The sequence below is a fragment of the Streptomyces violascens genome, assembly GCF_014649955.1.
GTDB lineage: Bacteria > Actinomycetota > Actinomycetes > Streptomycetales > Streptomycetaceae > Streptomyces > Streptomyces violascens.
The window spans coordinates 108,172-132,761 of record NZ_BMUA01000013.1 but is presented as its reverse complement, the minus strand read 5'-3'; the positions used below and the strand labels follow the sequence as shown (position 1 = coordinate 132,761).

Sequence of the window (24,590 nt, the reverse complement as noted above, 5' to 3'; positions counted from 1 at the left end):
GGCGTGCGAAAAAGGCTAGCGCCGAGCAGCAGAGCCGACAGTCCCCCGAAAGTGTGCTCGACCCGAACGCGCGTCAATCTTGACCGGTCGCCCTGAATGCCGTATAGGCCCAACTCGCCTGCGGCTCAGGAGAGTTGGGGACACGTCGCGACTGCGTTGGGCGGCTGTCAGGAGGAGCGCCAGATGTGCGTCACGGCCTCATTCCAGCAACAGGATTTCGGCCGCAACACCCACTGTGCGCACCAACGCGCACGCAACGAAGCCGCAGGTCAGGCGTCCTTGGCGATCGGCTCCAAGGTCGCCACACACTCCACATGATGGGTCATCGGAATGACGCGAATCAAAACATGCGGAAGAAAACGCAGGTCAGGGACGGCTCGACACCCGGAGTCGATGTGCACTGCGTGCTCCATGGGCACTACGTGCGATCTCTTGACGCACTCCCCACCCCAAGGGGTCGCCTTATGGCATTATAAATGCCATACTCGTATCATGGCTGACGACGACACCGACTTCTTGCCCGGCGACGGACCGAGTAGTGGGATCTCCGTCTCACTCACCGCCGGCACCCTGCAGGCTATTCGCGAGCGGGTCGGCAAGCGCGGTGTATCCGCCTATCTGGAGAAGGCCGCGCAGCGGCAGATCGAGCGGGACAACTTGGACGAGTTGATCGCCGACTTCGACAAGGTCAACGGCCCCCCCGATCCGGAGGTCGTGGCTGCCAAGCGGGCCAGGCTCACCGGGACTGTCTCCTCTTCCGGTGCCGGGGCGGCCGCATGAGCGGCGCCCTCGTCCTCGACAGCGAGGGCCTGGCCAAGGCCGTTCAGCGCGACCGCGAGGTCCACGAGTGGCTCACCGCCGCCCGAGACGCCGACCTGCCGGTCATCACTTCGGCCGCTGTACTCGTCGAGGTGATTCACCCCAGGATCAATGACGCCGCATTGAGATGGACCCTGTCCCGGCTGCGAGTCGAACCAGTCACCCAGTCCATCGCCCAGTCGGCCGCCACCCTGTTACGTACGGCAGGACTGCACGGCCACATGTACGCCATCGACGCCATGCTCTGTGCCACAGCCCTCACCCAGCATGGCCGGGTCACCATCCTGACCTCGGACGTCGAGGACATCTCCATGCTCACCACCGGCCATGCCCGGGTCGCGACCGAGAAGGTCTGACAAGTCAGAGCCATCCGGGACATGGCAGGCGCGCTCGGCGGCCACTACACACCCGACGCCCCGGACATCGGCATCGTCACCTCCCTCGACGAACTGGCCGAGCCCGACTTCGGCCCGGCCCGAGTCGACCCCCAATAAGGGAGTTCTACGAGTACACGGCACGCATCACCCTCGACAACGAACCATGCTGGCGGCTGCAGGTACGCCCCGGCTATCTGCTCTACCGCACGATCGTGGCCCACTCGCTCAGCCAGGCCAATGAGCCGATGAACCAGCGCGAGGGAAAGCGCAGACGCGGCCGAATCGACACGAACTTCCCCGACCTGGACGGACATCACGGTACGCGGCTGGATCCACTCCCTCACCGACACCGACGAACCCATCTACGTGGGCGTCTGTACCACCTACCGGCTGACCGCGCCTACGTCAACATCGGCTCCCCATCCCCCAGGGCAGCTTCACCGCCACCCTGCCCCCCGGCGCCGCTCCGGCGACGGCCTCGTCCTACTGAGCAGGTCCGAAGCATTCATGACAGGTAGGTAGGCACGTAGGTCTCGTCAGCGTGACCTTGGTACAGAGCTCGCCGGTCAGGCATGGTCGAAGTGTCCCCCGGTGGCTGGATACTTCGGTCACAGCTTCGGAACCCCGAGGTCGGCGAAGAGTTGCCTGGTGTTCGGGTCCACGGAGTACAGCACCGTGCCACGAATCGAGCGAGTCATCAGAACTCCGTAAGCATTACGAATCCGCTCTAGCAAGTCCTTGTCAGAGGAGACCCGACGAGCCTTGCTGCGCACATGCTCACGATCCACCACCCATGCGTCCCCAGCCCAGGTGAAATCGGCCCCCATGATCACTCCGCCCCACTCGTACTCCAGGCCCTGTGCGGTGTGGACACAGCCGATCTGACCGAAGCCTCCGGGGTCCGTAGCCCAGAATCGGCGCTTCGGCACTCCGGGAGTGCGGTGGTTATCGCCGGCATTCCACGGCCGGGCCCAACCCTTCTCCGGCGCAACGTCCGGTGCCGTGCCTGTGTCGTCGGTCCAGTCCCAGCATATTCCTGCGCTCATCCGGGCACTCAATTCGGCATCCAGCTTGGACTGCAGGAACTTCTCCATACGGGCGGCGCTGTCCGTGTAGTACAGCTCGAAGGGTTCCGGCTCTTGGTCGTCATCGGCATGCCACGGCACAGGATCACCAGCGAGGAAACGTTTCACCCATACGTCATAGGTCGAACTCCCTACGGCTCGATAAGCCCTGTCGAGCCTGATCGGTACGACCTCTGCCCTCAACTCATAGATCGCATCAATGAGTTCCTGCTCAGACCAGATCTCCTCGGCGAACAGACGTTGGTCACCGTCGACAAAGAAGACAGGCACCCTGGCGCGGGTCACGATCACCGAGACAGAGGTCTCACCGCGTCGCATGGCAAAAGAACCGGTCTGCGGGCGCTCGGTAAGCCGGTGCGCTTCGTCGCACAACAACAGATCGAGCTCGTTGGCTGCCACATCGTCGGCGACCTTGTTCAGCGTCGGAAACGCCTTTCCCTTTCCCCTGGCACCACGCTTGAAGTTCTCCCGGGACGCGATACCTCCCGAAACGAACTTTGCGCCATACTCCTCCTGGAGCGCCTGCCCCAGCAGGGTCAGCGCAATAAGGGACTTCCCGGTGCCCGCTCGGCCACTGACCACGAACACCTTCTTCGCGCCAGGCGACGGCGAGCGGAGGGCGTCCATCACGCTATTCACGGCTTCAAGCTGCTTCTCAACCAGGCTGAACTGCGTGTGGCCGTTGACGATCGCTCCAACTTCCGATGTCAGGAGCGCAGCCGAGCGGCGCCGATCGAGCAGCGCCTGGGCTGCCGATGCGTCCGCGACCGGCAGGAAGTGGGCCTGCAAGAATGCGCGGAGATCCGCGGGCTGGCGGGCAGTAAACGTCGGGACGCCTGGCGCCGGCTTGATCCTGCTGATCCACTGCGACTTGGGGTCCTTGAGGTTGTGCAGATACGCGGCGCCTGCGAGGTGCACGTAGCGATCGTCGAACATGCTGTGGTGAATCCGCAGCGAGTTCAGGTTTTCCTTCACTTGCACCGCAGGATGCTTCTTGTGACGACCGTAGTCAGGCATATAGACACAACCGAGGGCGCACTCATCACAGAGAGTCCCAGCGGCGTTCCGGCACGAGATACAGAGACCGTCCGTCGCTTTGGACGGATCGGGATGCAGGACCGTGCGCCATTGCTTCAGCTCGATTGCGGCGTAGCTGTGCCCACCTTCGGGGTGGGTGCCGGCGAGGACTACATCGATGGGGCTCATCTTCTCGTGGACTCGGTACTCCACGAAGATGTAGACCTGCCCGAGCCCAAGGTTGGTCAGGGCCGTAGCAACCTCGTAGACGCTTTCCCTCCACGATTCAACCTCCCCGATCGAGGGTTGCTTCCCCTTGGGATGAGCAAGTTCGTAGCACTTAGTGATCTCAGGAACCACGCGATCCGGGTTCCGCACCATCTCCTCGGCTGGCCAAAACGCCTCCAGGTCCGACCACTTGCCCCCACCCGCCATGACCGCCTGCCCACCCCGCCCTCGACTGCTTGATCCAGCAGTCACCGTACCTTGACATGCGCCTGGCGATACCGAAGGGGTGCGCGATCATTTCGACAGTCAACGGCACCAACGAGCGATGGCCATCAGGCTCCGGAAGCCGCCGAAGAGCAACATGACGGAGCGCATGGCGAATCCAGTGGCTACGCACCGCTTCACTCCGCTAAAGTGCAGCTGCGCTGCGGGCCTTCCCGGAGAGCACACACAAGTTCATGTAACCCACGCACCAGCCATGAGCCGTGGTGGTCGCTGACACTCATCGCGTGCAGCGAGCAGCGGATGCCCGGTAGGACGTCCCTACCATTCCGACTCACAGCTGTGGAGTGGTTTCGCATGAACCCTGTCGAGTGCAAGTCCACGCGTCGCATCTGGTTCCGCAAGGTTCTGATCGACATCTCCGCCGGGGTCATCTCCAGTCTTGTGCTGGCAACGCTGGCGGCGGTAGCGCACCTGCTGTTCTGAAGCAGGCTGGTGGCGGGCCCGGAGAGCCCGCCACCCAATGCCAATCAGCCCAAGTTCGGGGCCGACACTGCCAACGCCTCCAAGCCCCCCGGCGGCACCAGCCCGCAAGCTGACCCCCGAGTCCCGCTCACATCTCCGGCTGCCGCACCGGTTCCGGGGGCGGCAACGCCGAATCCCGGCTGTCGCCGAGGTCGAGGTCATTGCCGATGATCACCTTGCCGAATAGCCACACCAACCGCACCGCACGCGCCACACCCAGGGCTGCCGCGCCCTCGGCCAGCCAGTGCACTCCGCCCGGATCACGCCCCGTAGTGTCGAGGACTACAGCAAGCAGGCACAGCCCGGAGATCACCAGTGTCGCACTGAGAATGCTCATCCAATTCCGCCGGAATTCCGGCCCCTGTCGAGGGTGCGTGCGCAACTCCCGCATGCGGGGACCTGTGGCCGCGGCATACAGGGTCACGGCCGCAGTGATGAAGCTGCCGATGATCGCGACGACGGTCGCCGTCGTCGTATAGACCGCGATCCTCTGCTCCCTGCCGGGCCAGCCCAGCACATCGCCCGCGCCCGTGATCCGTACAGCCGCCATGTGCAGGCCGACCACCACGCCTGCGAGCATCAGATCCACCGCTGGTCGACCCACCCAGCGCCGCAACAGCCAATTCAGCACGTCGCCCCCAACCTCAGCTCTGAACTGCTGCTCAAGCTAGCGGCCGATACTGACATGCTTCCTGGAGCGCCTGCTCATGTGTACGAGCGGCCGCAAAGATCTCGTCGACGGCGTACCGCAGATCGACTGACCGTCCGTCGGTGAAAGCGAGCGGGACATCGCACTGGGCCGTGATGCGGTGGGCGAGGAAGTCGAGCGGCTCGTACTCAAGAGACTGACGGTGCGGGTCCCGGACTGCGACCCTGCCGGTCACGGACCGGATCACTCCAGACTCGTCCACCCATTCATCCAGATCTGGCATGAACTGGAGTACGTCGGTGCGCAGTTCGGTCGCGGCCCGGTTCCTGCGCATAGCGGAGAGCCTGCTGCCACGCTGAGGAACCTTCAGCGAGAGCGTGACGGAGGTGTCGGGATGGCGCTGCCCGAAGCTCCGCAGCGAATCAGCAAGGCCGCCATTGGCACTCAGGGCACTGACAGTATCCGCCGGAGCCCCTTCCAACTGCACGGTGAACTCGGTGACCGCCTCGATGCGGTTGAGCTTCTCTCGAGCTCGTGCGTGGATGACCGGCTTGAGCACCACCTCACCCCAGGGCAGGCCAACTCCGTTCAGCCACTTGGTGATGGCACTCACCCGCGGCGCCGAGAAGCCACCGGGCAGGACCCCGATGATGTTGGCGTACGGAAGGAAGCAGATCGTCGTCACATGGACGACATCCTTGCCTGCCGCAACCTGAAGCGCCTCGATCGTTCCGTTGCTCCGGTCAAGCTGGTGCGGCACCTCGCCAGTGATCTTGGCGAGTTGCAGATGATCAACAGGGACTGCCGAGTCGATCACCCCGACCAGCTGATCGTCCGCACTGCGAACCACGCGCTCGGACGACTCCGAGGCCGCAACCCGGTCGAGGAAGCTCCGCCAGTCCTGGTGCTCCATGCGCGGCTGACCACGCTTAGCCTCCACGACTTCGAAAAAGAAGACCGTTCGCTTGCGCACCGTCCGGGCCACGCCCGCCTCCCCCGCTCTCAGGCTCCCGCGTTCTTACATGATCGTAAGTGAACTCGCTGTGGCATACGGCACAGCATCCACAGAATGGCCTGATAACACCATCCGCGCTCACCTCCTCCCCACACCCTCGCCGGGTTTCTCCCTGGCTCCTGCGGTACCGCCTCTCACCTGGCAAGATGTCAGCAGTCTGACGATCTTAGGAAGTTGGGATTCGCCCCATACCATGACCACCGACGCGGACCGCGTCGGCGTCAGGCGAGTCCGCTAGCGGAAAGGTGCGGTGAACGGCGGTGGCGGCAGCAGGAGGTCAGGCGACACCCAAGCCCGGCCAGCATCAGCCGAAGCGCTGGTACCAGACCCGGCCGTCCCCCTTCCCCTGGGAGCAGGCTGCTCTCGACTACATCAAGCAGCGGATGCCGGCCACGGCTCCGCACTACGCCTGGGCAACGTTCTCCTTCACCGCCATGAGCGGCCGCATCAACGAGTGCGACCTGTTCATCGCCACACCCCGTGGCCTCTATCTGGTCGAGTTGAAGGGGCATCCCGGCCGCGTCGTCAACAGCGGGGATACCTGGAGCTTCCACACCCCCGACGACCAGGTCCGTACGGTACGCAACCCCCTGCACCTCACCGATCTCAAGTCCAAAGAACTGAAATCGCGCCTCCAGCAGGCGGCCAACGATCTCTACCCGAGCATCCGCGTTCCCCGGATCGACCCGATCGTGTTCCTGTCCGACCCTCTGCTGCAGAGCGAGTTGGACACGGTGCAGCGCACTCACGTGTACGGACGTGACGGCGCCCAGAGCGGCCTTCCGGGCATCTGGGACGACTTCCTCAACCTGCCGCCGGAGCGAGAGAGCTGGCGGATCAAGGAAGACGCCTTCGCACGGCATCTGCCCGAGCTGATGAAGAAGATCGGCGTGCGGGCATCCACCTCCCACCTCGACTTCGGCGACGGCTGGAGGCTCTCCTCCCGCCCTCTGGACGCAGGGCCCACCTGGGAGGACCGGCTCGCCAAGCGCAAGGAGATGATCCACGAGGAGGGTCGGGTCCGGGTCTATCTCGTGGAGCAGCAGGCGAGCGAGGAGAAGCGGCGCTCCGCCACCCGCGCTGCCGAGCGCGAGTACCAGGTGCTCCAGGGCATCGCGCACCGCGGCATCTCCCAGGCTGTCGCGTTCCGCCAGCACCAGGGAGGCCCGGCGATCCTCTTCCGCCACCGGGAGAGCGATCTACGGTTGGACAACTACCTTGCTGTGCACGGCCCGAAGTTGTCCGAAGCCGTACGCCGCGACATGGTGCGCCAGCTCGCCGAGGCCGTCCGCTACGCCCATCGCCGCTCGCTCTACCACCGTGCGCTCGCAGCCCGTTCGGTGTACGTCAGCGCCCGCGAGAACGGAAGCGATCCCGTCCTGCGGATCATCGACTGGCAGGCATCAGCCCGCGATTTCGACACCACTTCACTGCGCTCGCTCGGCGAGAGCTCCTTCACTGGGGAGCACATCGAGGACGCCGCCCAGTGCTACCTCGCGCCCGAGACCGACGCCGACTATCCGGACCCGGTGGATCTCGATGTCTTCGGTCTCGGAGCCGTGGCACACCACATCCTGACCGGTATGCCGCCTGCCGAAACCCGTACCGCCCTGAAGGCGCGCCTCACTGCCGACGGCGGACTTCACCTGTACGCGGTCAGCGACGCCATGGACGCCGGTCTCGACGAGCTGGTGTACGCCGCGACCCGCGCGTCCGTGGACGATCGCCTCGACTCTGCGGACGCCTTTCTCAGACAGCTCGACGATGTTGAGCAGGCCAGCGCCGCACAAGCAGTCGCCGTTGAGGCAGACCCGCTCACCGCCACCCCCGGCCAGGCTGTCGACGGGGACTGGACCGTCGAGCGGGTGCTCGGCTCGGGTGCAACAGCCCGGGCGCTGTACGTGACGCGCGTCACCGAGGACGAGCGCGGTCGCCGCGTGGAGGAGGAGCGGGTACTCAAGGTTGCGCTGGACGCGGAGAAGAACGAGCGCCTGGTCTCGGAGGCGGCAGCCCTCCAGCAAATCAGCAGCGGCCGCATCGTCAAGCTGCACGAAGGCCCACGCACGATCGGCGGCCGGACCGTCCTCGCCTTGGAGTACGCCGGCCCTGAAACCCTCGGCCAACGGCTGGCCAGTTACGGGCAGCTGGGTTACGAGGAATTGGCGTCCTTCGGCGAGGACCTGTTCACCGCCCTCGACGACCTCGCGGCCAGGGGCCTGCGCCACCGCGACCTCAAGCCCGACAACCTCGGGATCAAGGTCCGGGACGACGGTCAGCAGCAGTTGATGCTCTTCGACTTCTCCCTGGCCAATGTTTCCGACCGCGACATCAAGGCCGGCACGCGCGGCTATCTCGATCCCTTCCTCGGGGATGCCCGGCGCCCTGTCTACGACGACGACGCGGAGCGGTACGCCGCCGCGGTCGTTCTGCATGAAATGGCCGCCGCCGAGCGCCCCATGTGGGGCAACGGCACAGACGACCCGCAAACGGCCCTCAAGGACGACCTCCCCGCCCTCGCCACGGACGCCTTCGTGGCCGTCCTGGCGCCAGGACTCGAGAAGTTCTTCGAGCGGGCGCTGCACCGTGAAGCGAACCGCCGGTTCGAGTCGCTGCGGCAGATGCGGGACGCCTGGCGTGCCATCTTCACCGAGGCCGATCGCACCCAACCGCCACCCGCATCGGATCCGGTCTCGCTGCTGGGCGGCGCAGGCCGGCATGAGGGCCTCTCCGACGACGACATCCGGGACCTGTACGCGCAGAAGGCAAAGCTCGGCACGACACTGAGGGACGCGGGGCTGACCGAGCGGGCGGCCGCGGTGGCCGAGGAACTCGGCGCGGTGACGGTCGGCGAGTTGCTGGACGTCCCCTCGGCTCGCTTCCGCGGCAAACGCGGTATCGGCGCGGTGGTCAAGAAGGAGCTCAATCGCCGGCACCGCCAGTGGACGGCTGCGCTGCGCCCCAAGAAGCCCAAGGCCGCGGCTGCTCCAGTGCGGCCCGTGGTGCCTCTGGCGGCGGACGACAAGCTCGGTGCCGAGCACGAGGCCCGGCAGGACGTGGAGCACTTGGCCGCGCTCCTCAACCCGGTGCCACCGGGCCGCAAGGACAACAAGCGGCCGCAGGTCGTCGCGGCCTGGCTCGGACTCGACGGCAAGGCGGAGTTAGGCTCCTGGCCCACCAACCGTCAGGTCGCAGAGACCGTGAAGGTCTCCGAGTTCACTGTCTCGAAGCACCTCAGCTCTGCAATTACGGAGTGGGCCGACGCGGGTTGGATGAACATCCTGCGCGGTGAGTTGGTGGACGCCGTCCGGGACGCGGGCCGCGTGATGATCGCCCGCGAGCTGGCCCGGGTGCTGGCCGCGCGCCATGGCTCCGAGAGCGAAACATCGGAGGGCGCGGAGGCCGCCGCGCTCGCCGTCGTACGGGCAGCCGTAGCTGCCGAGACACTCCTCACCGGGCGCGATGAGGATCACGAGCCCCGGCTCGCACAGATGCGGCGACGGGGGCGGCTGATCGTGGCCTTGGAATCGCTGGACGGCTCCGACGACCCGACGTCCGATGAGCTCGCTGCTTACGCCATAGAGCTGGGCGAAGCAGCGGAGAAGATCGCCACCGCCGATCCCCTGCCGGACCGGTCCGGTGCACTCCGCGACCTACGGGCGGTGCGCATACCCGAAGGCATGAACCCGCTGCCGGACGCCCGACTGGTCACGCTGGCCGCAGCAACTTCTGTGGACGCGGCTGCCTCGCCCCGGCTTGAGCTGTATCCGCGGGCGCTGGAGCTGTGGCGTGCGCTGCAGATCTCGCAGGCTGCGGCGGGTGTGCGGCGCGAGGTAGGCATCAGCTTGGAGGGGCTGCTCTCCCGATTGCGTTCCCGCTTCCCCGAGATGGCGATGGGCAAGCCCACATACGTCGAGGTCGAGGACGCGCTGAAGAAGGCCGGGTTCCCGCTGACGTACGAGACGGCGGAGGCGCGCTTCAAACCCCCGGTGCCGGTGTCAGCGGTGGGCAGCAGCAGCTGGCCCACCTCGACGGGAACGGTGACGAGGGCCTCTCGCGCACTGGTGGCCGGTGCCGCCGGGGGGCGTGAGCCGTCGGCGTTGCTCGCCGCGAAGCTGGACTCCGCGGTACGGGAGGGCGGGTTTCTCGCTCTGAACGTGCACGTCAAGCGGTTGCGGGGTGAGGCCGGCTCGGTTGCGGACGCGATCGCGGAGGCGTTCCCGGTAGTTCCGGTGAACTTGGCGCGAGTCTTCCTGGAGGAGTTCCGGGCACTGGCGGGCGAGCACGGCACGGACTGGTCGAAGGTGCTGGGTGCGGACACCCGGTACACGAGGAACAGTGACCTTCCAGGTGGGTTGCGATCGTTCGTGGTCCGGGTGTGGCCGAGGGTCGCCGCCCGACTGGCGGGCGCAGCCTCTCAGGAGTCCGGGGCTGTGTTGTTCATTCACACTGCAGGGCTCCTCGCCCACTACTACGAGGCGGGCGGGCACGAGCTGCTGGTGAAGCTGCAGCACGAGGCCCGCAAGCCTGGTGGGCGACCGCACGGGTTGTGGCTGCTCACGCCGTCGCACAACCCGCAGGGGGCACCGCAGTTGGACGGGCGCACAGTGGAGGTAACCGGTGGCGACGCAGAACGCGTTGTACTGACCGAGGACTTCCTCAAGAACTTAGCTGCACATCGAGAGGGTTTTGGGCTGTGAGCGCGCGCAATGGTGGTCAGGACGGCCTGCTGAAGGACCTCCGCAAGCAGGTCACGCTCCTGGAGGACGACCTGCGGGCACGGAGCGAGTCTGTGGAGGAGTACCGGGACCGACTCACGGGCGAGTACACACGGGCGTATGCGGCGGACCGTACGGCGGCGACGTACGAGTCGTGGCGCGATGAGCGGGTTACGCAGGTCGCGGCGGCGTGGGTGCTCGGTTGCGTCTTCGTGCGGTTCTGCGAGGACAACGGACTGATCGAGCGTGCGTGGTTGGCGGGTGTCGGGGAGCGCCTGAAGGACGCGGAGGACCACGATGCAGCGTTCTTCGCGGCGAAACCGGAGAAGAACGACCGCGACTGGATCGTTGCGGCGTTCGAGCACTTGGCGGGGACCAACCCGACGGTGGCGGGTCTGTTCGACCGCAGGCACAACCCTTTGTGGGAGATCGCTCCTTCGTACGAGGCGGCGACAGCGCTTCTGAAGTTCTGGCGGCGGGTTGATTCCGACGGTGAGCTCATCCACTCGTTCGTGGACGACGACTTGGACACGCGCTTCCTGGGTGACCTGTACCAGGACCTGAGCGAGCACGCCCGGAAGACGTACGCGCTGCTCCAGACCCCGGTGTTCGTGGAGGAGTTCATCCTCGACTTGACGCTGGAGCCGGCGGTGGAGGAGTTCGGCCTGGAGCCGGTCGTCAAAATCCGCGACGGGCACGGCGTCGACCGGGAACTCCCGGCGGGGCTGCGTACCATCGACCCGGCGTGCGGATCGGGGCACTTCCTGCTGGGGCTCTTCGAGCGGCTGTTGGCGAAGTGGCGGGATGAGGACAAGAGTGCAGACGACTGGACGCTGATCCGGCGGGCCCTGAACGCGGTGCACGGCTGCGACAAGAACCCCTTTGCGGTGTCGATCGCTCGGTTCCGGCTGTTGATCGCTGCACTGAAGGCTGCGGGGGCTAGGCGGCTTGATACCGCGCCCGGATTCCCGATCAACGTGGCGGTGGGCGATTCCCTGATCCATGGCCGCGGTGCACCAAGGCGGGAGTCGGAGGCCATGTTCTCCCTGTCGGGGGAGACCCTCGAAACCTTCTTCTATCGGCCCGAGGACATCGGCGAGTACGCGGAGCGTTGCGACCTTATGACGCGCGACACGTATCACGTGGTCGTGGGAAATCCGCCGTACATCACGGTCAAGGATAAGCAGGAGAACCTTAATTACCGGGTGTACGAGTCATGCTCAGGTAAGTACGCGTTGTCGGTGCCGTTCGCTGAGCGGCTGTTTCAGCTTGCGGTGCGGACGTCGGGGTCGGATCGAGACGCGGGATTCGTCGGGCAGATCACTGCGAACTCCTTCATGAAACGGGAGTTCGGCAAGAAGCTGATCGAGGAATTCTTCCGACTGAAGGTTCACCTGACACACATTATCGATACGTCGGGGGCTTATATTCCTGGCCACGGGACACCGGCTGTGATTCTGGTGGGGCGGAATTACGTACCACGGCCTGACGAGCGGATTCGAGCAGCGCTAGGGGTACGGGGCGAGCCATCTCAACCGAAGGATGCCGCAGAAGGACTCGTGTGGAAAGCAATCGTGGGCCAGCTACACAGGCCCGGAAGCGAGTCCGAGTGGATCAGTGTCACTGAGGCCGGAAGAGATAACTTCTCTTCCTACCCTTGGAGTCTCTCCGGCGGTGGCGCTGGAGGTGTCGTGGCGGCTCTCGAAAAGATGCCCGCAACACTGGGCCGCAGGATCGGTGGAACTATCGGCTTCCACGTTGTGCTGGGCGACGATGATGTATACGTGGCCAACGAAGTACCACCGACCTGGAAGCAACTTAATGCTCCATATAAGTCGTTCACAACTGGTGATGGCGTGCGCGATTGGCGCGCATCCTCATCAGTGGCCTTGTGGCCGTACAAGGATAAGGCAGCGGACAACTCACTTCAGGACAATCAGTTATTCTGGCCTTACAGAACGGGTCTCAGAAATGGCTTAGCTTTCGGGAAAACCCGAGAGCAACGCGGCATGTCTTGGCACGAGCACACAATGCTCTCTTGGCCCCGAACCGCTTCCCCCCTGCTCATCACCTTCGCCTGCGTGTCCACACACAACCACTTTGTTCTCAGCAAAGATCACCGGCTACACAACCGTCACGCGCCAGTGATCAAGCTGCCAGAAGGCAGTAGCGAGAGCGAACACTTGGAATTGATGGCGGTACTCAACTCATCCGCCGCATGCTTCTGGCTCAAGCAGGTATGCCACAACAAGGGCAACGAAGGCTACCAGTCCGGTATCAAAACTGAGATGTGGGAGCGCTTTTACGAGTTCACCGGGACCAAGCTCCAGGAATTCCCCCTCCCCGTTCAGCTCCCACTTTCCCTCGGCCGCGCCCTTGACACCCTCGCCCAGAAACTCGCCACCCACGAGCCCTACGCCGTCTGCGCCGCAGACGAACCCCCCACCCGCGCCCGCCTCGACGCCGCCCGCGAAGAGGGCGCGGACTCGCCAGCGCATGATCGCGCTCCAAGAGGAGCTTGACTGGGAGGTCTACCACTCCTACGGGCTGCTCACCGACGCCGAGAAGGGCCGTCTCACCGCCCCCTCTCCCGAGCCCACGATCATCCCCGAAGTGAAGCTCGGCGAGCGAGCGTTCGAGATCGTTCTTGCCCGCAAGCAGGCCGCCGGGGAGATCGAGACCGCCTGGTTCGACCGCCACGGCTCCACCCCCGTCACCGAGGTCCCCGCCCACTGGCCCGAGTGGTACCGGGACATCGTCCAGGCCCGCATCGACACCATCGCCTCCCGTCGCGACATCGCCCTCATCGAGCGCCCCGAGTGCAAGCGGCGTTGGGCGACCGAACCCTGGGAGAAGCGGGAGAAGGCCGCCCTTCGTACTTGGTTGCTCGACAAGTGCGAGGACAAGTCCCTCTGGTTCCACGTTCTGAACGACTTCGAGCAGCCCCGCACCCTCACCGTCGGGCAGCTCGCCGACGAGCTCGAGAAGCGGGCCGACGCCAAGGCAATCCTCAACACCGCCTCCCTCTACGCCGCCCACCTCGGCAAGCCGAACCTCTCCCTCACCCAAGTCCTCCAGGACGTGGTCGACGCCGAGCACGTCCCGTACCTCGCCGCGTACCGCTACAAGGACACCGGCCTGCGCAAGCGCGCGCAGTGGGAGGACGTCTGGGAGCAGCAGCGCGAGGAGGACCGGACTGGCGAACGCCTCGACATCCCCGTCCCCCCGAAGTACACCTCCGCGGACTTCCTGAAGCAGTCCTACTGGTCGAATCGCGGGAAGTTGGACGTGCCCAAGGAGCGGTTCATCTCCTACCCGGACGCGAGTCCCGGCTCCGACCCGACGCTTCTCCTCGGCTGGGCCGGCTGGGACCAGCGTGATCAGGCCACAGCCCTGCTGAACATCGTCACCGAACGCCGCAAGCAGCAGGACTGGTCCGGCGAACAACTCGTACCGCTGCTCGCCGGGATCAACGAGCTGATGCCGTGGCTGCGGCAGTGGTTCGGCGAGGTGGACGACGAGTGGGGCGAGGAGTCCGCTGCAGAGGAGTTCCAGAGCTTCCTGGACGGCGAGTTGGCGCGCGAACAGCTCATCCCTGCAGCACTCACAGCATGGCGTCCGACGAAGAAGACCCGGTCGCGCAAGGCGACGACAACGACAAAGACGGCCAAGAAGAAGGCGGCGGAAGACGATGAGTAGCGGCAACGGCGACCTCTACCTCCGGGACGTACTCGACCTGCCGGAGTCCGTGCTTGCCGGGTCCTTCAAGGTCGAGCTGTCCGGCGGCTTCGATGCGACCGCCGAGCGCGTACGTGAGTACGTGGTCACCCCGCAGCTGGAGCAGTCGCTCCGCAAGGCGCTCAAGATCGTCGAGGCTTCCGTACGCGCGGGTTCTTCCGACGCCGCGTATCTGCACGGTTCGTTCGGCTCCGGTAAGAGCCACTTCATGACCGTGCTGCACGCGATCCTCTCCAACGACCCAGCCGCTCGCACCAAGCCAACACTCCAGCCGATCATCGCGGACCATGACGCGTGGCTGCGGGACCGGAAGTTCCTGATGGTCCCGTTCCACCTGGTCGGTGCGACCGATCTCGATTCGGCGATCCTCGGTGGATATGTCCGCACAGTTCAGCGCTTGCACGCGGACGCGCCCGTACCGCCGGTCTATCGGGCGGATGCGATGTTCGACGATGCCCGCCGGCAGCGGGAGTTCTTCTCCGATGACACCGAGTTCATCCGCTGGCTCGGCAACCCCTCGCTGCCGAAGGAGACGAGCACCACTCCACAGGAGGTCGCCGATGACGAAGACGACCTGATGGACCTGGACATCAAGGAGGTACCGGAGGTCTGGACGTCAGCGCTCCTCGACCATGCCTTCGCCGCTGCCCCCGGCGAGAAGGTTCGCAACTGGCTGGCTTCCGCGCTGATTTCCGGCCCGTACTCCTCGTACTCGCTCAGTGCAATCGGTGCGAAAAACGCCTTTCTGCCGCTCGAAAACGGTCTCGACATCATCAGCCAGCACGCCAAGTCACTCGGCTACGACGGGCTGATCCTCTTCCTCGACGAGCTGATCCTCTGGCTCCAGGCACATCTGCGTGAGCGGACCTTCGTCAATGACGAGGTGAACAAGCTCGTCAAACTGATCGAGTCAGGTACGGGTGGTCGCGCCCTGCCGGTCATCTCGTTCATCTCCCGCCAGCGCGACCTCTCCGAGCTGATCGGCTCGGACGCGGTCGGCGCTGACGCCAAGAACCTGGAACAGCAGGTCAAGTACCTGGCGGGCCGCATCGACCCGATCAGCCTGGAGGACCGCAACCTCCCGGAGATCATCAAGGAGCGGGTCCTCAAGCCGAAGGACGACGCCGCCAAGGCTGCGCTCGAAGCCGCCTTCGCCCGGGTCGAGACGTCCAACCAGTCGGTGCGGGACGTGCTGCTCGACGCCAACGGCGCCACCCACGCGGACTGGGCCGACTTCAAGGCGTTGTACCCGGTCTCGCCCGTCCTCCTCAATGTCCTGGTCGCGCTCTCCGGTGCGCTCCAGCGCGAGCGCACCGGTCTCAAGCTGCTCCAGCAGATGCTCTACAAGCGGCGCGAGGACATGAAGGTCGGTGAGCTGATCCCGCTGGGTGACCTGTGGGACGTGCTGGCCGAGGGAATGGGCGAGGCGTTCACTGACCGGCTGCGCAGCGAGGCCGACGCTGCAACTCGCTTCCATGGCAAGGTCAAGGACCACCTCCTCCAGAAGTACGGTTCGGCGGACGACGCCAAGTACAAGGCCGACGACCGCTTCATCAAGACAATGCTGCTCGCCTACCTCGCGCCCGAGGTGCCTGCTCTCACTCGCCTCACCGGGCCGCGCCTCGCCGCCCTGAACCACGGATCGATCCGCTCCCGCACCGGGCAGGAGGACCGGATCGTGGTCAAGCGGATGCAGGAGCTCCAGGCGGAGTTCCCCGGTGAACTGCGCAGTAACGGCAACGACGCGGACCCGGTCTTCACGCTGCATCTGTCCGATCTGGACGTTGAGCCGATCCTGGACAGTGTCGGCGAGAAGGACACGCACGGCGCCCGCAAGCGGTGGGTGCAGGAATGGCTGTGGCGAGAGCTGGGCGTCGTCGACAACGGTGGCTTCGTTGCCGATCGCGAGATCGTCTGGCACGGTACGCGGCGCATGGTCGAATTCGTCTTCGAGAACGTGAGCGATCCCCAGATCCTGCCCGACGCGCAGTTCGAGCCGTCCTCGCAGGACCGGATACGGTTCATCATCGACTACCCCTTCGACGAAAATGAAGACGGCCGGCCCAGCGCGGACGAGAACCGGGTCTTCCGCCTGCAGCGGGAGAAGCCCGATGCGGCAACCATCGTCTGGCTGCCGTCTTTCCTCTCCGCCCAACGAGGCACCCAGCTCGGCCGGCTCCTGAAGATCAATTACCTGCTCGGCAGGGACCGGTTGAAGGACTTCGCAACCCACCTGTCGTCCGACGACCAGGTGCGGGTCAGGCATCAGTTGGAGGCGCAGCGCGAGACGCTCGTCTCGCAGCTGGGCCAGGTATTGCACCAGGCGTACGGAATCGCCAAGGCCAACGAGTCCGACCTCGGCGCCCAGGTGACCGAGGGTAAGCACGTCCACTCGTTGTACGCCGGGCACACTCCGCAGCTCCAGGGGGGCGGCGTCTTCGAGTACAACCTTCTGAAGCTCGCCGACGGGTTGCTGGACACGCTGTATCCCAAGCACCCGAACTTCGACCGTCAGGAGAGTCGCAAGCCGGTCACTGCCGCAAAGTTCAAGAAGGCATACGGCTGGATCGTCAAGGCCATGGACGATGGCTCACGCCGGGTCGTGGTCGACAGCGGTGACATCGCAGACGTGGCGCGGATCGTGCACGCGCTGGAGCTGGGTGAGGTGCATGACGGACCACTGAACGTATCCACGGACTGGCGCCGTCACATCGACCAGCAGGCCGGCAAGCGCGGGGCCAAGGGCGACTTCTCGGTCGAGGACATCCGCGTCTGGATCGCCGAGCTCGGCTGGACGGGCCTCGATAAGCTGGTCTCAAACCTGGTGATCGCCACATACGCACTGCTCTCGGACCGCTCCTGGATCTACAACGGGCAGGCGGAAGAGGCCCCTGCGCTGGACCAGATCGGCCCCGGCTGGGTACTGCGGGCCCAGGAGCGACCCAGCGAGGACGAGTTCACGGCGGCACACACCCGGGCCGCGGCACTGTTCGGCACGAGTGTCCCGCAGATGCTGTTCGCCCGGAACGTCAACGCACTCGCCGCAGACGTTCACGCGAAAGCGGCGGAGCGAGAGCCCGCTGTCAACGGGTTGCGGCGGGCGCTGACCCGGTTCAGAACCGCCCTCGGCATCAGTGGCGAGGCCCTCAGCACACGCGAGCAGTCGGTACGCGACGCGGCCGACCTGCTGGCTCGGATCAAGCAGAACCCCGAGCCGACTCCGCTTGCCCGTGACCTTGCCGCGGCAACGTATGCGAGCACTGATGTCGTGTTGGCCAAGACCATGTCCTCGGCACAGCGCGTGCTGGACGCTCTGGAGAGCACCGACTGGGACCTCATCGAGAGTCTTCGGCAGTACACCGAGCGCGGGGATGATCTCGCTGATCGGTCCAAGTTGTTGCTCGACGAAATCTCGGAGACGGCGGCAGCCGACGAGTTCGACACCGAGCTCGCCCCGGTGCTGCGCAGTGCGCGCAGTCAGGCCGTGTCGATGATCAACGAGGCAGCGCGCCGCAGCGTAGTGGCGCCCGTCGCGCCCACGCCGCCCTCGCCTGTGGAGCCGGTGGTGGTTTCGCCACCTGCCGAGACAGACAACAAAGACGTCGAATCGTTCGAACAGCCGAAGCCGACGCCCAGTATCCCGGTCGCTCCGGTTGCCCCTCGCCGTACGCATCGGGTCTCGGCTGGGCCCACGACTGCGCTGGAGACCGCGCTCGGTCAGGCCCTCAGCGCGATACAGGACGAGATCCGAGACTACGCGGCCGCACACCCTGGGGTCGAGATCGAAATCCACTGGCGGGTACCCCACGCCGACCAGGGCGAGGACATGCAAGCGCAGGGCGGCGAGTGCTGATGGGAGCCACGGTGCCCGAGCTCGACCAGCGGGTCATCACCGGACTTCTGACCACACGGCTGGCCCATACCAAGGGTCGACGGCTGGTACTGGTGCACGGTAAGTACGTGGTGGGCGGGCCACAGGAGTTCACCGTGCCGGCCGGCGAAGGTGAACGCCGCAAGGTCCGGGTCGCACACACCACTTCGGTGCTCGGCATCACCGATGCCTGGCAGGCTCATCTGAGTACCGAGGGTTCGGACCTGCTGGTGGTCACCACCGATGTGTCCGGTGATCGGATCAGTCTCGATCTGGTGGGCGAGATGGTGCGCTCGCAGATCATCGCTGTCGACGAGGCCGACATCGTCAAGCAGCTTTTCGGCGCCGCCGACCTCGACCCTCGTATGCGGCGCGATCCATGGCTCTGGTTGCCCAGTGCACTGATCGCTGCCGAGCCGGACGGCGGCTGGCCCCAGCGTGGGGCCGTGCTCACCCTGGACGCGGCGATGCGTGCCCTCGTCGGAGTACGGCTCGGGCTCGAGGGCGTCTTCGAGGGCGAGGCGTCGGTGGATGTCGATGCTCTGCTGGCCTGGTCCCGCACGCCCGGCGGGCCACAGCGTTTCGCGGCGTTGCCGGAAGCCGAACAGCAGGGCATCGCCGAGTGGCTGGCGCAGAACGCAGGCGAGGCCGCGCCAGTGCTCCTGCGGCTCGCGCTCAACGGCCGCGGCACCGAGGCCACTGCGTTGGGTGTGCTTGCCTCGGTCATGAACGGGGGTGCTGCGTCGGCCGAGGCGGCCGTCGCTCTGGGCTCCGTCTTCGGCATGGGTTCACGCCCGTCCGAACTGCGCGCCTATGCGAGGGCAGTGGAGGGCACACTCATCCGATGGATCGGTGAGGCGACGGGACGGGGGGCGCAGAGCGAGGAGGCACGGCAGCGGGTTCTCGACGTACTGCGCCAGGCCGATCAGCTGGCCGCGGAGGCCCATCTGTCTGCTGCGCTCGCCGACAATCCTTTCCTCCCCTCAGGTTTCCAGGCACGGCTGCGTCGGCTGGCCGAGACGTTGGCCCAGGAGCCTCAAGCAGCTCAGACTGCCTGGGAACACGTACGAGAACATCACCTTGCCGCTGTTCTCTATGCGAAGCGGATCGAGCTGGCGCGCATGGCCGTACGGCTGAAGCACTGGCTGGACGCGCCGAAGCCGGTGGTGTCCTCGGTCGACCAGGCTGTGCACGCACATGTAGCCGACTGGGGGTGGGTGGACCGGGCACTGGCACAGCTGTGGGTGGGAGACGCCGACGCCGAGCCCGTTCTGGTTCATGCATACCGTACTGTGCACGACGCGGCGCGGCAGCGACGGGCGACGCTCGACGAAGCCTTCGCGGCCGAGCTCGAGCCATGGGCGCAGCACGCCAGTACGGCGCAGCCCAGTGGGACGCTGCTCATCGAGGACGTTCTGGAGAAGATCGCAGTGAAGCTGGCGGCGAAGCGGCCGCCGCTGGTCCTTGTACTGGACGGGATGAGCAGTGCGGTCGCGGCGCAACTCGGTGAAGAGTTGACCGGTGCGGGCCGGTGGAGCGAGCTGTCCGGCGACGGGCGGCGGGCTGCTGCGGTCGCCATGATCCCGTCGGTGACTGTCGTCAACCGGGCCACCTTGCTATGCGGACGCCCGGTATCGGGCGGGCAGAGTGTGGAGAAGGAGGGATTCGTCGATTTCTGGAAGCAGCACCGGCGTGCGGCTGCTCTGTTCCACAAGAGCGAGATCGCCGGTCCCGCGGGACAGTTGCTCGACCAGCGGCTGGTCGAGGCCATCGCATCCGATGCCGTGGTCGGTGTCGTGCTCAACACCATCGACGACAGCCTCGACCACGGGCAGCAGGGCTCGCTGACCGACTGGTCGGTGAACCGCGTGAAGTACCTCACCGAACTGCTCAACTCCGCGCGAGGTCAAGGGCGTCCAGTGGTACTGGTGTCCGATCACGGACACGTACTGGACCGGACGAGGCCCGACGCAGGACCAGTGACCGCCGAAGGGGTGGAGTCGGCCCGCTGGCGTACGGGGACGGCTGCCGGTGAGGGAGAGGTCGCGCTGTCAGGCCCCCGCGTGCTGGAAAACAGCGGGCGGGTAATTGCCCCCTGGTCGGAAGAGATCCGCTACACCCCACGCAAGGCCGGCTATCGCGGCGGCGCCGCACTCGCCGAGATGACGGTGCCGGTACTGGTCCTGACTCCGTCGATCGACCTCGCACCCGACGGATGGGCCGAACTACCGCGAGAGTCAGTCCAGCCACCATGGTGGGAAGCGCAGGTCGCCCCGGCATCGCTGAAGACCCGAACCACCACGAAGCCCGCGCGGAAGGCGCCGCCCGCAAAGCCGAAGGCACGGCCCCAGGAGGGTGAGCGCCTCGCCGACGACGCAGTCGAAACGCCCCCGACCAGGCCCGCACCCGTCGAGCCGCTGCCCCCGGTCACGCTCGGCCGTCAGGTCGTGGAAACCAAGCTCTACGAGCATCAGGGGAAGTTCGTGCGCAAGGTCCCCGATCGCAAGGTGGTGGCCGCTGTCATCGATGCGCTCGACGCATCAGGCGGCACGCTCTCACTCGCAGCAGTCGCTGGAGCCGCCGTCGCTTCGGGGGGCCGCACCAACACCCGCCCGGAGGGCTTCGTCACTGTGCTGACCCGGCTGCTGAACATCGAGGGCTACGAAGTCATCAGCCTGATCGACTCCCGGACCCGGGTCCGGCTCAACCGCGACACACTGCGCGAGCAGTTCGAACTGCCCAGGGAGAACGCATGAGCGGCGCATCCGTCAGCGCGACCCGCCGCCGCGAGGTCATCGACGCGCTGCGGCGCGGGACCGTGCCGCAGTCGGGTCTCGACCTCTTCGCTGTCGGGTTGGACCGTTTCGCGCCTGCGTTGGACGAGCGGATCGCCACGATCGCGACGGGCAGTGCGGCGTTCCATGCCATTCGCGGCGAGTACGGATCCGGCAAGACCTTCTTCGCCCGCTGGCTCGCCGAACGGGCGAAGCGCGCTGGGCTCGCCACCGCGGAGATTCAGATCTCGGAGACAGAGACACCCCTGCACAAGCTGGAAACTGTCTACCGACGGCTCACCGAGCGGCTGACCACAGCGACCGAGCCTGCCAGCGCCCTGCGCTCGGTGGTCGATGGCTGGTTCTACACCCTCGAAGAGGAAGTGACCGAGACTCAACCCGAACTCGCTGAGGAAAGCGAGGCGTTGGAGTCTGCAGTCGAAGCGCTGCTGGAGGAGCGACTCCGTGGCGTCGCCCAGACCACTCCCGCTTTCTCCGCCGCCCTGCGCGGCTACCGCAAAGCCACGCTGGGCGGGGACGCGGCCACCGCCGAAGCCGTCATCGCCTGGTTAGGCGGCCAGAAGTCGGTCGCCGCCTCCGCGCGCCGTACTGCAGGGGTGCGCGGAGATCTCGACCACTTCGCGGCACTGGGCTTCCTTCAGGGGCTGCTCACCGTCCTGAAGGACTGTGGGCATCCCGGTCTCCTGCTGGTCCTAGATGAGATCGAGACCTTGCAACGAGTGCGGGGAGACGTGCGAGAGAAGGGTCTCAACGCCCTACGACAGCTCCTTGATGAAATCGACGCGGGCCGCTTTCCCGGGCTCTTTCTGGTCATCACCGGCACACCCGCCTTTTACGACGGACAGCAGGGGGTTCAACGCCTGCCTCCGCTGGCCCAGCGGCTGGCAACCGACTTCTCCACCGATCCGCGCTTCGACTCACCGCGGGCGGTCCAGCTTCGACTTACCGGTTTCGATCTCCAGCGGCTGGGCGAACTGGGCCGTGCTGTACGCGACTTGTATGTGGGATCGGCCCGGAATCCTGAGCGTATCGCCGCCCTTGTCGACGACACGTACGTGGCGGAGTTGGCCACTGCCATGACGGGAAGGCTCGGCGGGCGGGCCGGCATCGCACCGAGGCTCTTTCTGCGCAAACTCGTCGCAGACGTATTGGACCGGGTGGACGAGTTTGACGACTTCGACCCGCGCAAGCACTATGCGCTGACCGTCAGCAGCGACGAGCTGAGCGAAATCGAGCGCAACGCCGCGGCGGACAGCGCCGACGAGATCGAGCTGGAGCTGCCATGACAGGTGCACCCGAACCGCTGGACCGGCTGCACCCCGGGGTCGTACACCACATCGTCAACACCCTTGGCTGGCCTGGTCTTCGCCCGCTCCAAGAAGAGGCAATCGAACCGCTGCTGGACGGTGCGGATGCAGTACTTCTGGCACCGACGGCGGGCGGCAAGACCGAGGCGGCGTCCTTCCCTCTGTTGTCCAGGATGGCTGCGGAGAACTGGACAGGGACGTCAGTCCTCTACGTATGCCCACTCAAAGCACTGCTCAATAACCTCCTGCCCCGTCTGGAGACTTACACCTCATGGCTGGGCCGGACCACGGCGCTGTGGCACGGGGATGTCTCGCAGCCACGACGCAAGCGGATCCTGCGGGATCGGCCGGACATCCTGCTGACTACGCCAGAATCGCTGGAGGCGATGCTGGTCAGCGCCAATGTCGACCATCGCGCCTTCTTCTCTGGGCTGCGGACCATCGTCGTCGACGAGGTGCATGCCTTCGCCGGTGATGACCGGGGCTGGCATCTGCTGGCCGTGCTCGAGCGACTCGAACGAGTCGTCGGTCGGTCAGTACAGCGGGTCGGGCTCTCCGCGACGGTGGGCAATCCTGACCAGTTGCTCGCCTGGTTGCAGGGCTCAGGGCGCGATAAACGCGCGGCTTGCGTTGTTGCCCCGCATCTGCGCGAGGAGAATCCAGCCCTGCCGCCACCCGGCGATATCCAGCTCGATTACGTGGGGTCCCTGGAGAATGCGGCGACAGTGATCACCTCCCTGCATCACGGGGAGAAGCGGCTGGTGTTCTGCGAATCGCGTCGGCAGGTCGAAATGCTCGGCGAGAGCCTGCGCGCCAAGGGTGTGACCACATTCCTCTCGCATGCGTCTCTTTCAATGGATGAGCGGAGGCGGGCGGAAGAGGCGTTCGCCGACGCGCGAGACTGTGTGATCGTCTCCACCAGCACATTGGAACTCGGCATCGACGTGGGTGACTTGGATCGCGTCGTCCAGATTGACGCACCCGGCACCGTGGCCTCCTTCCTCCAGCGGCTCGGTCGTACCGGCCGGCGCTCGGGTTCCACTCGTAATTGCCTTTTCCTTGCGACCAGCGAGGGCGGTTTGCTCGGCGCAGCAGCCCTGCTTTTGCTGTGGTCACGTGGCTGGGTCGAGCCGGTAGCGGCCCCACCGGAACCCCGGCACATCGTTGCCCAGCAAGTGCTGGCTCTCTGCCTGCAGGAACATCGGGTCGGAGACCGACTCTGGCAGGAGTGGTGGGGCGGGCTCGGCCCCTTCGGTCCCTCCGCCGAACCCATCGTGCGCCATCTGATCGACGAGGGGTTCCTGGAGCGGGACAGCGGAATGCTGTTCATCGGCCCTGAGGCCGAACGCCGCTTCGGGTACCGGCACTTCATGGATCTCACCGCGGTCTTCACTGCCCCGCCGGAGTTCACTGTGCTGGCGGGCCGCAACGAGATCGGCACCACCAACCCGGCACTGCTGACGGAGGAAGTTGCCGGACCTAGGCGGCTACTCCTCGCCGGACGGAGCTGGAAGGTGACGTACATCGACTGGTCCCGGCGGCGGTGCTTCGTCGAACTGGTCGAGGGCGGCGGCAAGGCACGGTGGGGCGGGGTCGGCTCCGGCCGTTCCGCCTCGTACGAGCTGACCCGCTCCGCCCGGGAGATCCTGCTCGGCACCGATCCACCAGTCATTCTGACCCGTCGTGCTGAAGCCGCCCTCGCTCAGGCTCGCGACAACGGTGCGGAGACGGTACACCCGGCCGGGACAGTTGTTACCCGTGGCGGTCGGGACACGAACGTGCGCTGGTGGACCTGGGCCGGCTATCGGGCCAACGTCACCCTGGCTGCCACACTCTCGAGCATTGCCGATCCTCTCCAGCGCCCTACAGACACGTACATCCGGCTCCGCGAAGACTTGACTCTGGACGAGTGGAATCGAGCCAAGGCCGCGGCAATAGGTCAGCTCTGCCTCCCCGCCGTCGACTCTCGCGCTATCCATGGGCTCAAGTTCAGCGCCGCGCTCCCTCAACGGCTTGCAGAGGCCACACTCGCCGCCCGTCTCGCGGATCTGGATGGCGCATCGGCTGCACTCAAAGAAACCTCGAGGTTCGTGTCCGCGGGCGATTGAGCGCCTCCAAGGGCAGGCCCGGGTGGTGAGGAGTTCGAGGGCTTCGGCGTTGGGGAAGACCATCTCGCCGAAATCGCGCAGGAAGTCGGCCTGCGTGGTGAAGCCGCCGAATGCAAACG

General features: G+C 65.8%; 11 protein-coding genes and 1 pseudogene. 9 read left to right on the top strand and 3 right to left on the bottom strand.

The genetic code is table 11. The features are described from left to right. Positions 1-492 precede the first annotated feature (492 nt). Together IE206_RS24515 and IE206_RS24510 are read left to right on the top strand one after the other, a co-directional pair. The gene (locus IE206_RS24515) at positions 493-780 is read left to right on the top strand and encodes a hypothetical protein (RefSeq protein ID WP_189965540.1); all 288 of its coding nucleotides are present in this window, start codon (positions 493-495) and stop codon (positions 778-780) included. Next, positions 777-1,175, top strand: coding sequence for a type II toxin-antitoxin system VapC family toxin (locus IE206_RS24510; protein ID WP_189965537.1), 399 nt, complete (start codon positions 777-779; stop codon positions 1,173-1,175). The genes IE206_RS24515 and IE206_RS24510 overlap by 4 nt, the downstream gene beginning before the upstream one ends. A gap of 629 nt (positions 1,176-1,804) precedes the next feature. On the opposite strand, the gene IE206_RS24505 is transcribed toward IE206_RS24510, so the two are convergent. Beyond that, a complete protein-coding gene (locus IE206_RS24505) occupies positions 1,805-3,733 on the bottom strand; it encodes a DNA/RNA helicase domain-containing protein (protein ID WP_189965535.1) in 1,929 nt (642 codons plus the stop codon). 372 nt (positions 3,734-4,105) lie between these two features. Between IE206_RS24505 and IE206_RS42585 the strand changes: the two genes are divergently transcribed. Continuing rightward, entirely contained in the window at positions 4,106-4,234 is a 129-nt protein-coding gene (locus tag IE206_RS42585) for a DUF6408 family protein (RefSeq protein ID WP_226599771.1), read from the top strand. 127 nt (positions 4,235-4,361) lie between these two features. On the opposite strand, the gene IE206_RS24500 is transcribed toward IE206_RS42585, so the two are convergent. Further along, entirely contained in the window at positions 4,362-4,904 is a 543-nt protein-coding gene (locus tag IE206_RS24500) for a hypothetical protein (protein WP_226599773.1), read from the bottom strand. A gap of 31 nt (positions 4,905-4,935) precedes the next feature. Next, positions 4,936-5,907, bottom strand: coding sequence for a hypothetical protein (locus IE206_RS24495; RefSeq protein ID WP_189965534.1), 972 nt, complete (start codon positions 5,905-5,907; stop codon positions 4,936-4,938). Positions 5,908-6,197: 290 nt separating this feature from the next. On the opposite strand from IE206_RS24495, the gene pglW reads away from it, so the two are divergent. From pglW to IE206_RS24465, 6 genes and pseudogenes are all read left to right on the top strand, one after another. Then, positions 6,198-10,634, top strand: a complete 4,437-nt coding sequence (gene pglW, locus IE206_RS24490) for a BREX system serine/threonine kinase PglW (RefSeq protein WP_189965532.1) — start codon at positions 6,198-6,200, stop codon at positions 10,632-10,634. Beyond that, positions 10,631-14,351 (top strand): annotated as a pseudogene (gene pglX / locus IE206_RS24485) (BREX-2 system adenine-specific DNA-methyltransferase PglX). Before pglW ends, pglX begins: the two are co-directional and overlap by 4 nt. Then, positions 14,344-18,243 carry a DUF6079 family protein gene (locus tag IE206_RS24480; protein ID WP_189965530.1) on the top strand — a complete coding sequence of 1,300 codons (3,900 nt, stop codon included), beginning with the start codon at positions 14,344-14,346 and terminating at the stop codon, positions 18,241-18,243. Before pglX ends, IE206_RS24480 begins: the two are co-directional and overlap by 8 nt. Before the next feature lie 11 nt (positions 18,244-18,254). Further along, on the top strand, positions 18,255-21,017 hold the full coding sequence (gene pglZ, locus IE206_RS24475; protein ID WP_226599775.1) for a BREX-2 system phosphatase PglZ: 2,763 nt from the start codon (positions 18,255-18,257) through the stop codon (positions 21,015-21,017). Continuing rightward, positions 21,014-22,342, top strand: coding sequence for a BREX system ATP-binding protein BrxD (gene brxD, locus IE206_RS24470; protein ID WP_189965525.1), 1,329 nt, complete (start codon positions 21,014-21,016; stop codon positions 22,340-22,342). Before pglZ ends, brxD begins: the two co-directional genes overlap by 4 nt. After that, a complete protein-coding gene (locus tag IE206_RS24465) occupies positions 22,339-24,471 on the top strand; it encodes a DEAD/DEAH box helicase (RefSeq protein ID WP_189965523.1) in 2,133 nt (710 codons plus the stop codon). The genes brxD and IE206_RS24465 overlap by 4 nt, the downstream gene beginning before the upstream one ends. Positions 24,472-24,590: the final 119 nt, after the last annotated feature.